The sequence below is a fragment of the Pseudomonas cremoris genome, assembly GCF_014230465.1.
On record NZ_JAAXCY010000009.1, the window covers coordinates 25,944 to 38,700 of the forward strand.

17 protein-coding genes are annotated in these 12,757 nt (G+C 55.9%); 16 read left to right on the forward strand and 1 reads right to left on the reverse strand.

From position 1 onward, the window contains the following. Positions 1-11 precede the first annotated feature (11 nt). The 16 genes from rpsN to bfr all read left to right on the forward strand — a co-directional run bounded on the left by rpsN (position 12) and on the right by bfr (position 9,724). Entirely contained in the window at positions 12-317 is a 306-nt protein-coding gene (rpsN, locus tag HF257_RS21725; protein ID WP_003176414.1) for a 30S ribosomal protein S14, read from the forward strand. Between the two features lie 206 nt (positions 318-523). Continuing rightward, on the forward strand, positions 524-916 hold the full coding sequence (gene rpsH, locus HF257_RS21730) for a 30S ribosomal protein S8 (protein ID WP_010566853.1): 393 nt from the start codon (positions 524-526) through the stop codon (positions 914-916). A gap of 12 nt (positions 917-928) precedes the next feature. After that, positions 929-1,462, forward strand: a complete 534-nt coding sequence (gene rplF, locus HF257_RS21735) for a 50S ribosomal protein L6 (RefSeq protein ID WP_003176412.1) — start codon at positions 929-931, stop codon at positions 1,460-1,462. A 10-nt stretch (positions 1,463-1,472) separates the two neighbouring features. Beyond that, positions 1,473-1,823, forward strand: coding sequence for a 50S ribosomal protein L18 (gene rplR / locus HF257_RS21740; RefSeq protein ID WP_003186037.1), 351 nt, complete (start codon positions 1,473-1,475; stop codon positions 1,821-1,823). A 3-nt stretch (positions 1,824-1,826) separates the two neighbouring features. After that, positions 1,827-2,327 carry a 30S ribosomal protein S5 gene (gene rpsE / locus HF257_RS21745; protein ID WP_003176409.1) on the forward strand — a complete coding sequence of 167 codons (501 nt, stop codon included), beginning with the start codon at positions 1,827-1,829 and terminating at the stop codon, positions 2,325-2,327. A gap of 2 nt (positions 2,328-2,329) precedes the next feature. Then, complete coding sequence (gene rpmD, locus HF257_RS21750) at positions 2,330-2,506, forward strand: 50S ribosomal protein L30 (RefSeq protein ID WP_003186033.1); 177 nt, start codon at positions 2,330-2,332, stop codon at positions 2,504-2,506. Positions 2,507-2,509: 3 nt separating this feature from the next. Then, entirely contained in the window at positions 2,510-2,947 is a 438-nt protein-coding gene (rplO, locus tag HF257_RS21755) for a 50S ribosomal protein L15 (protein WP_003176407.1), read from the forward strand. Then, positions 2,948-4,276 carry a preprotein translocase subunit SecY gene (gene secY / locus HF257_RS21760; RefSeq protein ID WP_185710880.1) on the forward strand — a complete coding sequence of 443 codons (1,329 nt, stop codon included), beginning with the start codon at positions 2,948-2,950 and terminating at the stop codon, positions 4,274-4,276. It abuts the gene before it with no gap. 28 nt (positions 4,277-4,304) lie between these two features. Continuing rightward, positions 4,305-4,421 (forward strand): 50S ribosomal protein L36, encoded by a 117-nt coding sequence (gene rpmJ, locus HF257_RS21765; protein ID WP_002555468.1) that lies wholly within the window; start codon positions 4,305-4,307, stop codon positions 4,419-4,421. A 129-nt stretch (positions 4,422-4,550) separates the two neighbouring features. Further along, a complete protein-coding gene (rpsM, locus tag HF257_RS21770; protein ID WP_003194635.1) occupies positions 4,551-4,907 on the forward strand; it encodes a 30S ribosomal protein S13 in 357 nt (118 codons plus the stop codon). Between the two features lie 30 nt (positions 4,908-4,937). Further along, positions 4,938-5,327 (forward strand): 30S ribosomal protein S11, encoded by a 390-nt coding sequence (gene rpsK, locus HF257_RS21775; protein ID WP_002555466.1) that lies wholly within the window; start codon positions 4,938-4,940, stop codon positions 5,325-5,327. Positions 5,328-5,345: 18 nt separating this feature from the next. Further along, positions 5,346-5,966 (forward strand): 30S ribosomal protein S4, encoded by a 621-nt coding sequence (gene rpsD / locus HF257_RS21780; RefSeq protein ID WP_003176404.1) that lies wholly within the window; start codon positions 5,346-5,348, stop codon positions 5,964-5,966. Between the two features lie 22 nt (positions 5,967-5,988). Then, the gene (locus tag HF257_RS21785) at positions 5,989-6,990 is read left to right on the forward strand and encodes a DNA-directed RNA polymerase subunit alpha (RefSeq protein ID WP_003176403.1); all 1,002 of its coding nucleotides are present in this window, start codon (positions 5,989-5,991) and stop codon (positions 6,988-6,990) included. Positions 6,991-7,031: 41 nt separating this feature from the next. Continuing rightward, positions 7,032-7,418: a 50S ribosomal protein L17 gene (gene rplQ / locus HF257_RS21790; protein WP_003176402.1), complete on the forward strand. Its 387-nt coding sequence runs from the start codon at positions 7,032-7,034 to the stop codon at positions 7,416-7,418. Between the two features lie 238 nt (positions 7,419-7,656). Continuing rightward, positions 7,657-9,105: a catalase gene (locus HF257_RS21795; RefSeq protein ID WP_185710881.1), complete on the forward strand. Its 1,449-nt coding sequence runs from the start codon at positions 7,657-7,659 to the stop codon at positions 9,103-9,105. A 154-nt stretch (positions 9,106-9,259) separates the two neighbouring features. Further along, the gene (bfr, locus tag HF257_RS21800) at positions 9,260-9,724 is read left to right on the forward strand and encodes a bacterioferritin (RefSeq protein WP_017736661.1); all 465 of its coding nucleotides are present in this window, start codon (positions 9,260-9,262) and stop codon (positions 9,722-9,724) included. Between the two features lie 65 nt (positions 9,725-9,789). Here bfr and uvrA read toward each other — a convergent pair whose 3' ends face one another. After that, positions 9,790-12,624, reverse strand: coding sequence for an excinuclease ABC subunit UvrA (gene uvrA / locus HF257_RS21805; RefSeq protein WP_185710882.1), 2,835 nt, complete (start codon positions 12,622-12,624; stop codon positions 9,790-9,792). Positions 12,625-12,757: the final 133 nt, after the last annotated feature.

The following is a 12,757-nucleotide window of genomic DNA, read 5'->3' on the forward strand; positions in this document are numbered from 1 at the left end:
GGAGTAGGACCATGGCCAAGATGAGCATGAAAAACCGCGAGCTGAAGCGTCAGCTCACGGTTGCCAAGTACGCCAAGAAGCGTGCAGCACTGAAAGCAATCATCGTTGATCTGAACGCAAGTCCAGAAGCGCGTTGGGAAGCTACAGTAGCTCTGCAGAAGCAGCCACGTGACGCAAGCGCTTCGCGCATGCGTAACCGCTGCCGCCTGACCGGTCGTCCACACGGCGTTTACCGCAAGTTCGGCCTCGGCCGTAACAAACTGCGTGAAGCGGCAATGCGTGGTGACGTACCAGGTCTGGTTAAAGCCAGCTGGTAAGTACTTTCGAAGTCCAGGTGGTTGGTATTGAAAGATAACGACCGCCGGTGACCTTGAATCTGGAACAAGCCCCTTTTGGGGCTTGTTTCATTTCCGGAGTGTGTCTAAAATACGCGGCTCGCCTGAGCCCGTGTTTTTTACCCGGAGATTCTCGGCGACATATGTAGCCGCAAGGCTAATTTTTTTGTATTAGGAGCGTCTAGCCCATGAGTATGCAGGACCCGTTAGCGGACATGCTAACTCGTATCCGTAATGCCCAGATGGCTGAAAAGTCCGTCGTAAGCATGCCATCTTCCAAGTTGAAGGTGGCTGTTGCCAAAGTCCTGAAAGACGAAGGCTACATTGCGGGTTATCAGATCAGCAGCGAAACCAAGCCACTGCTGTCCATCGAGCTGAAGTACTTCGAAGGCCGTTCGGTCATCGAGGAAGTGAAGCGCGTTAGCCGTCCAGGCCTGCGTCAGTACAAGTCCGCTGAAGATCTGCCGAAAGTTCGTGGCGGTCTGGGCGTGTCTATCGTCTCCACCAACAAAGGTGTGATGACGGATCGTGCTGCGCGCGCTGCCGGTGTCGGCGGCGAAGTTCTTTGCACTGTGTTCTAAGGGGGGATAAGCATGTCTCGCGTCGCTAAGAACCCCGTTAAGCTGCCAGCCGGTGTCGAAGTCAAATTCGCAGGCCAACAGCTTTCGGTGAAGGGTGCCAAGGGTACTCTTGAACTGAACATCCATTCGTCCGTTGAGATCGTTGAAGAAGCTGGTGAGCTGCGTTTCGCTGCTCGCAATGGCGATCAACAAACTCGCGCAATGGCCGGTACCACGCGTGCGTTGGTAAACAACATGGTCCAAGGCGTAAGCCAAGGCTTCGAGCGTAAGCTCCAGCTGGTCGGTGTTGGTTACAAAGCGCAAGCAAAAGGCACGGTTTTGAACCTGGCCCTTGGCTTCTCGCACCCAGTGGATTACGAACTGCCGGAAGGCATCACCGCTGAGACCCCTAGCCAGACCGATATCCTGATCAAGGGCATCGACAAGCAACTGGTAGGTCAAGTGGCTGCTGAGATCCGCGACTTCCGTCCACCAGAGCCGTACAAAGGCAAAGGTGTGCGCTACGCGGACGAAGTCGTCCGTCGTAAAGAAGCCAAGAAGAAGTAGGGCATAGCAAATGACCGACAAAAAAGTTACTCGACTGCGTCGCGCTCGCAAAGCACGCCTGAAAATGCACGAACTCGAAGTCGTGCGTCTCTGCGTGTTCCGCTCGTCGCAGCACATCTACGCCCAGGTCATCTCGGCCGACGGCAACAAAGTCCTGGCAAGCGCCTCGACTTTGGATAAAGAACTGCGTGATGGTGCCACTGGCAACATCGACGCGGCCACTAAGGTTGGCCAGCTGGTCGCTACGCGTGCTAAGGCCGCTGGCGTCTCGCAAGTGGCTTTCGACCGCTCTGGCTTCAAGTACCACGGTCGCGTGAAAGCGCTGGCTGATGCTGCTCGTGAAGCTGGGCTGGAGTTCTAAGTTATGTCAAATAACGACCAAAAGCGCGACGAAGGCTACATTGAGAAGCTGGTTCAAGTTAACCGCGTAGCCAAAACCGTTAAAGGCGGCCGTATCTTCACTTTCACCGCGTTGACCGTGGTTGGTGATGGTAAAGGCCGTGTTGGCTTCGGCCGTGGCAAGTCGCGTGAAGTGCCTGCTGCGATCCAGAAGGCAATGGAAGCTGCTCGTCGCAACATGATCCAAGTTGATCTGAACGGCACCACCCTGCAGTACGCAATGAAGTCCGCTCATGGCGCTTCGAAGGTGTACATGCAGCCTGCTTCTGAAGGTACCGGTATCATCGCTGGCGGCGCTATGCGTGCTGTCCTCGAAGTTGCTGGCGTTCAGAACGTTCTGGCCAAGTGCTACGGCTCGACTAACCCGGTAAACGTGGTTCACGCCACTTTCAAAGGTTTGAAAGCTATGCAATCTCCTGAGTCCATCGCTGCTAAGCGTGGTCTGACTGTCAAGGAGATCTTCTGATCATGGCTACCGTTAAAGTAACGCTGATCAAAAGCATGACCGGCCGCATTCCTAACCACAAACTGTGCGTTAAAGGTTTGGGTCTGCGTCGCATCGGTCACACTGTAGAAGTCCTGGATACTCCCGAGAATCGCGGGATGATCAACAAGGCTTACTACATGTTGCGTGTAGAGGGTTAATCGATGAAACTCAATGATCTGAGTCCAGCGCCGGGTTCCCGTCGCGAAAAGCATCGTCCGGGCCGTGGTATCGGTAGCGGTTTGGGTAAGACTGGTGGCCGTGGCCACAAAGGTCAAACCTCCCGTTCCGGTGGCACCATTGCTCCAGGCTTTGAAGGCGGTCAACAGCCGCTGCATCGTCGCCTGCCTAAGTTCGGTTTCGTTTCCCTGAAAGCCATGGATCGCGCAGAAGTGCGTCTGTCCGAGCTGGCTAAAGTGGAAGGCGACATCGTTACTGTGCAGACCCTGAAAGATGCCAACGTGATCAACGTCAACGTACAGCGTGTGAAAATCATGCTGTCCGGTGAAGTGACTCGCGCTGTCACTATCGGCAAGGGAATCGGCGCCACCAAAGGTGCGCGTTCGGCTATCGAAGCAGCTGGCGGCAAGTTCGAGGAATAAATGGCTAAGCAAGGTGCTCTCTCAGCGCTCGGCAAAGGCGGTATGTCTGAACTTTGGGCTCGTCTGCGTTTTCTGTTCCTGGCGATTATCGTCTACCGAATAGGCGCACACATCCCGGTTCCAGGTATCAACCCGGACCGACTCGCAGACCTGTTTCGACAGAATGAGGGGACCATTCTTAGCTTGTTCAACATGTTTTCCGGCGGCGCGCTGGAACGGATGAGCATCTTTGCACTGGGGATCATGCCGTACATTTCGGCATCGATCATCATGCAGTTGATGACCGCCGTCAGCCCGCAGCTGGAGCAGTTGAAGAAGGAAGGTGAAGCTGGCCGTCGCAAGATTAGCCAGTACACCCGCTACGGCACTGTCGTCCTCGCCCTGGTTCAAGCTATCGGCATGTCCGTTGGCCTGGCAGGGCAGGGCGTTGCGTTCACTGGTGACTTTGGCTTCCATTTCGTCGCGGTATCCACGTTTGTGGCTGGTGCGATGTTCATGATGTGGCTGGGTGAGCAGATTACTGAGCGTGGTGTTGGTAACGGTATCTCGATGTTGATTTTCGCAGGTATCGTCGCCGGTCTTCCGAGAGCAATTGGGCAGTCTTTCGAGTCTGCGCGTCAGGGTGATATCAATATCTTCGCTCTGGTTGCCATCGGTTTGCTGGCAGTAGCGATTATCGGTTTTGTGGTGTTCATTGAGCGTGGTCAGCGTCGTATTGCTGTTCACTACGCCAAGCGTCAGCAGGGCCGTAAGGTCTTTGCTGCGCAGACCAGCCACTTGCCGCTGAAAGTGAATATGGCCGGTGTTATCCCGGCAATTTTCGCGAGCAGCATTTTGCTGTTTCCGGCTTCGTTGGGTACCTGGTTTGGTCAGTCTGAGAATTTGGGCTGGCTGCAGGACCTCTCTCAGTCGATCGCTCCTGGTCAGCCGTTGAATATTCTGCTGTTTAGTGCAGGGATTATTTTCTTCTGCTTCTTCTATACGGCGTTGATGTTCAATCCGAAAGACGTAGCGGAAAACCTGAAGAAGTCCGGTGCCTTTATTCCGGGCATCCGTCCAGGTGAGCAGTCTGCGCGCTACATTGATGGCGTTCTGACTCGTTTGACCCTGTTCGGTGCTCTATATATGACGGCCGTGTGCTTGCTGCCCCAGTTCCTGGTGGTTGCAGCAAACGTTCCGTTCTACCTTGGCGGGACCTCGTTGCTGATCGTGGTCGTGGTTGTGATGGACTTCATGTCCCAAGTACAATCGCACCTCGTTTCGCACCAGTACGAATCCCTGATGAAGAAAGCCAACCTGAAGGGCTACGGCAGCGGCATGTTGCGCTGAGTACCCCATAAGGTTCGAGGAGTTGGTGATGAAAGTTCGTGCATCGGTGAAAAAGCTGTGCCGTAACTGCAAGATTATTCGCCGCGAAGGTGTTGTTCGAGTAATTTGCAGCGCGGAACCGCGTCACAAACAGCGCCAAGGCTGAGTGTGATCCGCTTGAAGCCCGGCAGCTAGTGCGCTGCCGGGTTGATTATTTGTTATTACAGCGATATTATCTCGCGCCCTATTTCTTGGCTTCCGGGGCGTAGGTAGCTGTCAATTGGAGTCCCACTGAATGGCCCGTATTGCAGGCGTTAACATTCCAGATAACAAGCACACTGTTATCTCGCTGACCTACATCTATGGTGTTGGTCGCACTACTGCGCAGAAAATTTGCGCAGTTGCTGGGGTAAACCCAGCCGCTAAGATCAAGGATCTGAGCGACGAGCAGATTGAACAGCTGCGTGGCGAAGTGGCGAAGTTCACCACTGAAGGTGACCTGCGTCGCGAAATCAACATGAAAATCAAGCGTTTGATGGACCTCGGTTGCTATCGCGGTCTGCGTCATCGTCGTGGTCTTCCAGTACGCGGTCAGCGTACCAAGACTAACGCGCGTACCCGTAAAGGTCCGCGTAAGCCGATCCGCAAGTAATCGCCCCAGCGAATCGACAGGAAAATTATCATGGCAAAACCTGCTGCTCGTCCTCGTAAAAAAGTTAAAAAGACAGTGGTTGATGGCATCGCCCACATCCATGCTTCTTTTAACAACACCATCGTGACCATCACCGACCGTCAAGGTAACGCGCTTTCTTGGGCTACCTCCGGTGGTTCGGGTTTCCGCGGTTCCCGCAAGTCCACCCCGTTTGCTGCTCAAGTAGCTGCTGAACGTGCTGGTCAAGCTGCGCTGGAATATGGCCTGAAAAACCTCGACGTTAACGTCAAAGGTCCAGGTCCAGGTCGTGAGTCTGCTGTCCGTGCTTTGAACGGCTGTGGCTATAAGATCGCCAGCATCACCGACGTGACGCCAATCCCGCACAACGGGTGCCGTCCGCCGAAGAAGCGCCGCGTGTAATCCAGGAGATTGTAAAGAATGGCTCGTTACATTGGTCCAAAATGCAAACTCGCTCGTCGCGAAGGCACCGATCTCTTCCTGAAGAGCGGCGTGCGCGCGATCGAATCGAAGTGCAACATTGAAGCAGCACCTGGTATCCACGGCCAACGCCGCGGTCGCCAGTCCGACTACGGCACCCAACTGCGTGAAAAGCAGAAGGTCCGTCGTATCTACGGCGTTCTCGAGCGTCAGTTCAGCGGCTACTACAAAGAAGCTGCTGGCAAGAAAGGTGCAACTGGTGAAAACCTGCTGCAACTGCTCGAATGCCGTCTGGACAACGTTGTATACCGTATGGGCTTTGGTTCTACTCGTGCCGAATCCCGTCAGCTGGTATCGCACAAGTCGATCAGCGTTAACGGTCAGACCGTAAACGTTCCGTCCTACCAGGTTCGTGCTGGTGACGTGGTCGCAGTTCGCGAGAAAGCAAAAAACCAACTTCGCATTGTCCAAGCTCTCGATCTGTGTGCCCAACGTGGCCGCGTAGAATGGGTAGAAGTAGACACTGAGAAGAAGTCGGGCGTTTTCAAGAACGTTCCTGCTCGCAGTGATCTGTCCGCCGACATCAACGAAAGCCTGATTGTCGAGCTCTACTCCAAGTAAGGGCTAGAAAATAGGTGCATCCATGCAGATTTCGGTAAATGAGTTCCTGACACCCCGCCACATTGATGTGCAGGTTGTCAGTCCAACCCGCGCCAAGATCACTCTCGAGCCTCTCGAGCGTGGTTTTGGCCACACCCTGGGCAACGCGCTGCGCCGCATCCTGTTGTCCTCAATGCCCGGCTGTGCAGTAGTCGAGGCCGAGATTGACGGTGTGCTCCACGAGTACAGCGCCATCGAAGGTGTACAGGAAGACGTAATTGAAATCCTGTTGAACCTTAAAGGTCTGGCTATCAAGCTGCACGGCCGTGACGAAGTTACGCTGACCTTGTCGAAGAAGGGTTCGGGGGTGGTTACCGCTGCCGATATTCAGCTGGATCATGATGTCGAGATCGTTAACCCCGATCACGTAATCGCTAACCTGGCGTCTAACGGCGCCCTGAACATGAAGCTCACCGTAGCTCGTGGTCGTGGTTATGAACCGGCCGACTCGCGTCAGAGCGATGAAGACGAAAGCCGCAGCATTGGTCGCTTGCAGCTTGACTCTTCGTTCAGCCCGGTTCGCCGTATCGCATACGTGGTGGAAAACGCCCGTGTCGAACAGCGTACTAACCTGGACAAGCTGGTTATTGATCTGGAAACCAACGGTACTCTGGATCCTGAAGAGGCTATCCGCCGCGCTGCAACCATTCTGCAACAGCAGTTGGCTGCGTTCGTCGACCTCAAAGGTGACAGCGAACCAGTGGTAATCGAGCAGGAAGACGAGATCGATCCGATCCTGCTTCGCCCGGTTGACGATCTGGAACTGACTGTACGTTCGGCTAACTGCCTTAAGGCGGAAAACATTTACTACATCGGCGACCTGATTCAGCGTACCGAAGTAGAACTGTTGAAGACTCCGAACCTGGGCAAGAAATCCTTGACTGAAATCAAGGACGTTCTGGCCTCCCGCGGTCTGTCCCTCGGCATGCGCCTCGACAACTGGCCGCCTGCAAGTCTTAAGAAGGACGACAAGGCGACTGCCTGATCGTCGTAATCACCGAACGTGAGTTTGGTAAGGAATGAACCATGCGTCATCGTAAAAGTGGTCGTCACCTGAGCCGTACCAGCTCGCACCGCAAGGCCATGTTCCAAAACATGGCGGTGTCGCTGTTCGAGCACGAGCTGATCAAAACTACACTGCCGAAAGCTAAAGAACTGCGTCGCGTTGCTGAGCCGCTGATCACTTTGGCCAAGACAGACAGTCTGGCTAACCGCCGTCTGGCTTTCGACCGTACTCGTTCGAAAGCTATCGTTGGTAAGCTCTTCAACGACCTGGGCAAGCGTTACGCTACCCGTGAGGGTGGCTACCTGCGCATCCTCAAGTGCGGTTTCCGCGCTGGCGACAACGCGCCTATGGCGTACGTCGAGTTGGTTGATCGTGCTACTGCCGGCGAAGCTGTAAGCGCCGAGTAAGACGACAGTCTGCAACGAAGAACCGGGCCTAGTGCCCGGTTTTTTGTGCGCGTTAAAAAAGCGTCATCTGCACAAGTTTCCCAGGGTAGTGCTCATCACTATAGGTGTTGGAGTTATTGGTAGTAATTTTCTATTGATGTCCGCAATTTAATGAATTTGTGGGTGTCATGTTCATGATCAATACTCTCCACCAAGCCGACTAGCCGGCAGTTCCAAGTCCGACCTGAGGAATATTCACATGAGCCAGAACAAAATCCTTACTACCGCCAGCGGTGCGCCCGTTGCGGATAACCAGAATTCGCGTTCCGCAGGCCCGCGTGGCCCGTTGCTGCTCGACGACTTTCATCTGATCGAGAAGCTTGCTCACTTCAACCGTGAAAACATCCCTGAACGTCGCGTGCACGCCAAGGGTTCAGGCGCTTACGGTACCTTCACGGTCACCCAAGACATCACCCCCTACACCAGCGCGAAACTGTTTGAGTCCGTGGGTAAACAAACTCCGACCTTTCTTCGATTCTCCACCGTAGGCGGCGAGCGCGGTTCTGCTGATACAGAGCGTGACCCGCGTGGCTTCGCGTTGAAGTTCTACACCGAAGAAGGCAACTGGGACATCGTGGGTAACAATACCCCTGTGTTCTTTATTCGTGACCCGCTCAAGTTTCCAGACTTCATCCACACTCAAAAGCGCCTGCCGCAAAGCAACCTGAAAAGCGCGCAGATGATGTGGGACTTCTGGTCGCACTCTCCAGAGGCGCTGCACCAGGTCACGATCCTGTTTTCGGACCGTGGCATCCCTGATGGTTACCGTCACATGCACGGCTTCGGCAGCCACACCTACAGCCTGATCAACGCCAAGGGCGAGCGTCACTGGGTAAAGTGGCACTACAAGACCAAACAAGGCATCAAGAACTTGGCGCCGGCTGAGGCAGCACGCCTGGCAGGTACCGATCCGGATTACGCGCAGCGCGATCTGTTTGGGGCCATCGAGCGCGGTGATTTCCCGAAATGGCGTGTCTGCATCCAGATCATGACGGAGGCCCAGGCTAATGCTCACTACGAGAATCCGTTCGACGTGACCAAGACTTGGTCGCAGAAGGAATTCCCGTTGATTGAGGTTGGCGAGTTGGAACTCAACCGCAATCCACAGAACTACTTCGCTGAAGTCGAACAAGCCGCATTCGGCCCAAGCAACATGGTCCCAGGCGTTGGCCTGTCGCCAGACCGCATGCTGCAGGGTCGTGTGTTTGCCTACGCAGATGCGCACCGCTACCGCGTCGGCACCAACCACCAGCAATTGCCGGTGAATGCCCCTCGTAGCCCAGTGCACAGCTATCAGCGCGACGGTTCGATGGCATTCGGTAGCAACGGTGGTGCAGCGCCCAACTACGAGCCAAACAGCTACGCCGATGCGCCGAAGCAGGCGCCACAGTACGCAGAACCGGCTCTGGCTCTCAGCGGCGCCGCCGATCGCTACGATCATCGCGAAGACACCGACTACTACAGCCACGCGGGTGCACTGTTCCGCTTGATGAATGATGAGCAGAAAGCGTTGCTCACCAACAACATCGCAGGTGCCATGTCAGGTGTTACCAGCGACGTGGTTCAGCGCCAGTTGGCACACTTCTACAAGGCAGACCCGGCTTATGGAGAAGCAATCGCAAAGGCACTGGGTGTATCGCTTAACTGACTCTAAACGATAAGCAGAACCGCCCTCATTTGGGCGGTTTTTGCGTTATTTCAGCTACTTTTCTCAGAAAATCTTCACTTTTCTGCCGTCGATCCCGTGACCTCCGAGTCATCATGGTTCAAACTAAGACTTTCAAGCAGGGAGATGTAGGGCGATGCAAGGTCACCCCGACGTAATCGATTACCTCAACACGTTGCTGACGGGCGAACTGGCAGCTCGTGACCAATATTTCATCCATTCGCGCATGTACGAAGACTGGGGCTTTACTGAGCTCTACGAGCGTATCAATCATGAAATGGAAGAAGAGGCACAGCACGCTGACGCACTGATGCGCCGTATCCTGATGCTCGAAGGCACGCCACGTATGCGTCCTGACGACCTGGACACCGGCACCACGGTGCCTGAGATGCTCGCCAGCGACTTGCGGTTGGAATACAAGGTCCGTGCTGCGCTCTGCAAGGGCATCGAGCTCTGTGAGAAGCACAATGACTATGTCACCCGCGAGATCCTGCGTGTGCAGTTGAACGACACTGAAGAAGATCACACCTACTGGCTGGAAAAGCAGCTAGGCCTGATCAAGCTGGTGGGTCTGGAGAATTACCTGCAATCGCAGTTCTGATTCCCGGTCACGAAAAAGCCCCTGTCACTGGAAGGTGACAGGGGCTTTTTATTGGGCCCGATAACTCAGGCCCGGTCGCGTTCCAACAACGGTTTCAAGTAGTAACCGGTATGGGACTGCGGCATTTCGGAGACCTGCTCCGGCGTTCCCACCGCGATGATCTGGCCACCTTTGGAACCCCCTTCAGGTCCCAGGTCCACCAGCCAATCGGCGGTCTTGATCACGTCCAGGTTGTGCTCGATCACCACCACGGTGTTGCCGTGGTCACGTAGTCGGTGCAACACGTCCAGCAGTTGCTGGATATCCGCGAAGTGCAGGCCGGTCGTTGGCTCGTCGAGGATATACAGGGTCTTGCCAGTATCGCGCTTGGACAGCTCACGCGACAACTTCACCCGTTGTGCTTCACCGCCGGAGAGCGTGGTCGCCGATTGCCCCAACTTGATATAAGACAGGCCCACATCCATCAACGTTTGCAGCTTGCGCGCCAGCGCCGGAACCGCGTCGAAGAACACCCGCGCTTCCTCGATGGTCATCTCCAGTGTTTCGTGGATGCTCTTGCCCTTGTACTTGATCTCCAGGGTTTCGCGGTTATAGCGCTTGCTCTTGCACACATCGCACGGCACGTAGATGTCCGGCAGGAAGTGCATCTCGACCTTGATCAAACCGTCGCCCTGGCATGCTTCGCAGCGACCGCCCTTGACGTTGAACGAGAACCGGCCCGGTCCGTAGCCCCGCGAGCGGGACTCCGGCACGCCAGCGAACAGTTCGCGGATGGGGGTGAACAGTCCGGTATATGTCGCCGGGTTGGAGCGCGGTGTGCGGCCAATCGGGCTTTGGTCGATATCGACCACTTTGTCCAGATGCTCCAGGCCCTTGATGCTGTCGTGCGCCGCAGCTTCCAGGGTGGTCGCGCCGTTCAAGGCGGTGGCACTCAATGGGAACAGCGTGTTGTTGATCAGTGTGGACTTGCCTGAGCCGGAAACACCGGTCACGCAAGTGAGCAGGCCCAGCGGGATTTCCAAATCGACATTGCGCAAGTTGTTGCCACGCGCACCCTTGAGGTGCAGTGCCAGCTTCTTGTTGCGCGGTGTACGCTTGGCCGGCACCTCGATTTTCACGCGACCGGACAGGTACTTGCCGGTCAGGGAGTCTGGATGCGCCATGACTTCTGCCGGCGTGCCCTCGGCAACAATATGCCCTCCATGCACACCCGCACCCGGTCCGATATCGACGACGTAATCCGCCAGGCGAATCGCGTCTTCGTCATGCTCGACCACGATCACGGTGTTGCCGATATCCCGCAGGTGTTTCAGCGTACCCAGCAAGCGATCGTTGTCCCGCTGGTGCAAACCAATCGATGGCTCATCGAGGATGTACAACACGCCCACAAGACCGGCACCAATCTGGCTGGCCAAGCGAATACGCTGCGCCTCCCCGCCAGACAATGTGTCCGCGCTTCGATCCAGCGACAGGTAGTCCAGGCCGACGTTAACCAGGAACTGCAGCCGCTCGCGAATTTCCTTGAGGATCTTGTCAGCGATTTCTCCGCGACGCCCGGTGAGCTTGAGTACGCCAAAGTACTCGCACGCATCACCAATCGGCAGGTTGGTCACTGCCGGCAGAGTCTTCTCGCCAACCCACACATGCCGCGCCTCACGACGCAGGCGAGTGCCCCGGCAATCTGGGCACGGTTGAGTGCTGAGGAATTTTGCCAACTCTTCGCGCACGCTCGCCGATTCGGTTTCGCGATAGCGACGCTCCAGGTTCGGCACGATGCCTTCGAATGGGTGTGAGCGTTTAACGATATCGCCACGGTCGTTCAGGTATTTGAAGTCGACGTTTTGCGAGCCGCTGCCGTGGAGGATGACTTTTTGCTGATCCGCCGGTAGCTGGTTGAACGGTACTTCGAGGCTGAACTTATAGTGGGAAGCCAATGATCCCAGCATCTGGAAGTAATAGACGTTGCGCCTGTCCCAGCCGCGTATCGCCCCCTCCGCCAATGTCAGCTCGCCATTGACCAGCCGCTTGACGTCGAAGAACTGTTTAACCCCCAGGCCATCGCAGGTCGGGCAAGCACCGGCCGGGTTGTTAAAGGAAAACAGCTTGGGTTCCAGTTCGCTGATGGCATGGCCGCAGATGGGGCAGGCGAAGCGCGCCGAGAAGATGATTTCTTCCCCGGGCTCGTCATCCATCGGTGCTACCAGCGCGATACCGTCCGCCAACTTCAAAGCAGTCTCGAAAGATTCCGCCAGGCGCTGTTGCAGGTCTGCCCGCACCTTGAAGCGGTCGACCACCACGTCAATCGTGTGCTTCTTCTGCTTGTCGAGTTTCGGCGCCTCATCCAGCTCATACAGCTTGCCGTTGATGCGCGCGCGCACAAAACCTTGCGCACGCAGCTCTTCAAAGACGGAAAGGTGTTCACCCTTGCGCTCGCGAATCACCGGCGCCAGTAGCATCAACTTGGCACCTTCCGGCTGGGCCAGCACCAGGTCGACCATCTGGCTGACGGTCTGGGCTTCCAGCGGAATATCGTGGTCCGGGCAACGCGGAATACCCACGCGCGCATACAGCAAGCGCAGGTAGTCGTAGATCTCGGTGATGGTACCCACGGTGGAACGTGGGTTATGGGAGGTCGACTTCTGCTCGATGGAGATAGCCGGCGACAGGCCTTCGATGGTGTCGACGTCGGGCTTTTCCATCATCGACAGGAACTGGCGGGCATAGGCCGACAGCGACTCCACATAGCGACGCTGGCCTTCGGCGTACAGCGTGTCGAACGCCAGGGACGATTTGCCGGACCCGGACAAGCCGGTGATGACGATCAGCTTGTCCCGGGGCAGGGTCAGGTCGATGTTCTTCAGGTTGTGGGTTCTAGCCCCACGAATCAGGATCTTGTCCAAGATGGCCTCGCACGGCGGGCGTAAATAATGCAGGAGTATACGGCTAAAGACTGGATGAATATACACTGTCAAAGTGCCGGGTGCAGCCTTACATGAAAGCTGCGCGGCAAAGCGCCGCATATACCCTCTCAAT

Excerpts from the sequence above, each read along its gene's own strand:
- rpsK (WP_002555466.1), top strand. The coding sequence starts at position 4,938 with ATGGCAAAACCTGCTGCTCGTCCTCGTAAAAAAGTTAAAAAGACAGTG.
- rpsH (WP_010566853.1), top strand. The coding sequence starts at position 524 with ATGAGTATGCAGGACCCGTTAGCGGACATGCTAACTCGTATCCGTAAT.
- secY (WP_185710880.1), top strand. The coding sequence starts at position 2,948 with ATGGCTAAGCAAGGTGCTCTCTCAGCGCTCGGCAAAGGCGGTATGTCT.
- rplQ (WP_003176402.1), top strand. The coding sequence starts at position 7,032 with ATGCGTCATCGTAAAAGTGGTCGTCACCTGAGCCGTACCAGCTCGCAC.
- rplF (WP_003176412.1), top strand. The coding sequence starts at position 929 with ATGTCTCGCGTCGCTAAGAACCCCGTTAAGCTGCCAGCCGGTGTCGAA.
- rpmJ (WP_002555468.1), top strand. The coding sequence starts at position 4,305 with ATGAAAGTTCGTGCATCGGTGAAAAAGCTGTGCCGTAACTGCAAGATT.
- rpsM (WP_003194635.1), top strand. The coding sequence starts at position 4,551 with ATGGCCCGTATTGCAGGCGTTAACATTCCAGATAACAAGCACACTGTT.
- rpsE (WP_003176409.1), top strand. The coding sequence starts at position 1,827 with ATGTCAAATAACGACCAAAAGCGCGACGAAGGCTACATTGAGAAGCTG.
- rpmD (WP_003186033.1), top strand. The coding sequence starts at position 2,330 with ATGGCTACCGTTAAAGTAACGCTGATCAAAAGCATGACCGGCCGCATT.
- rpsN (WP_003176414.1), top strand. The coding sequence starts at position 12 with ATGGCCAAGATGAGCATGAAAAACCGCGAGCTGAAGCGTCAGCTCACG.
- HF257_RS21785 (WP_003176403.1), top strand. The coding sequence starts at position 5,989 with ATGCAGATTTCGGTAAATGAGTTCCTGACACCCCGCCACATTGATGTG.
- rplR (WP_003186037.1), top strand. The coding sequence starts at position 1,473 with ATGACCGACAAAAAAGTTACTCGACTGCGTCGCGCTCGCAAAGCACGC.
- HF257_RS21795 (WP_185710881.1), top strand. The coding sequence starts at position 7,657 with ATGAGCCAGAACAAAATCCTTACTACCGCCAGCGGTGCGCCCGTTGCG.
- bfr (WP_017736661.1), top strand. The coding sequence starts at position 9,260 with ATGCAAGGTCACCCCGACGTAATCGATTACCTCAACACGTTGCTGACG.
- rpsD (WP_003176404.1), top strand. The coding sequence starts at position 5,346 with ATGGCTCGTTACATTGGTCCAAAATGCAAACTCGCTCGTCGCGAAGGC.
- rplO (WP_003176407.1), top strand. The coding sequence starts at position 2,510 with ATGAAACTCAATGATCTGAGTCCAGCGCCGGGTTCCCGTCGCGAAAAG.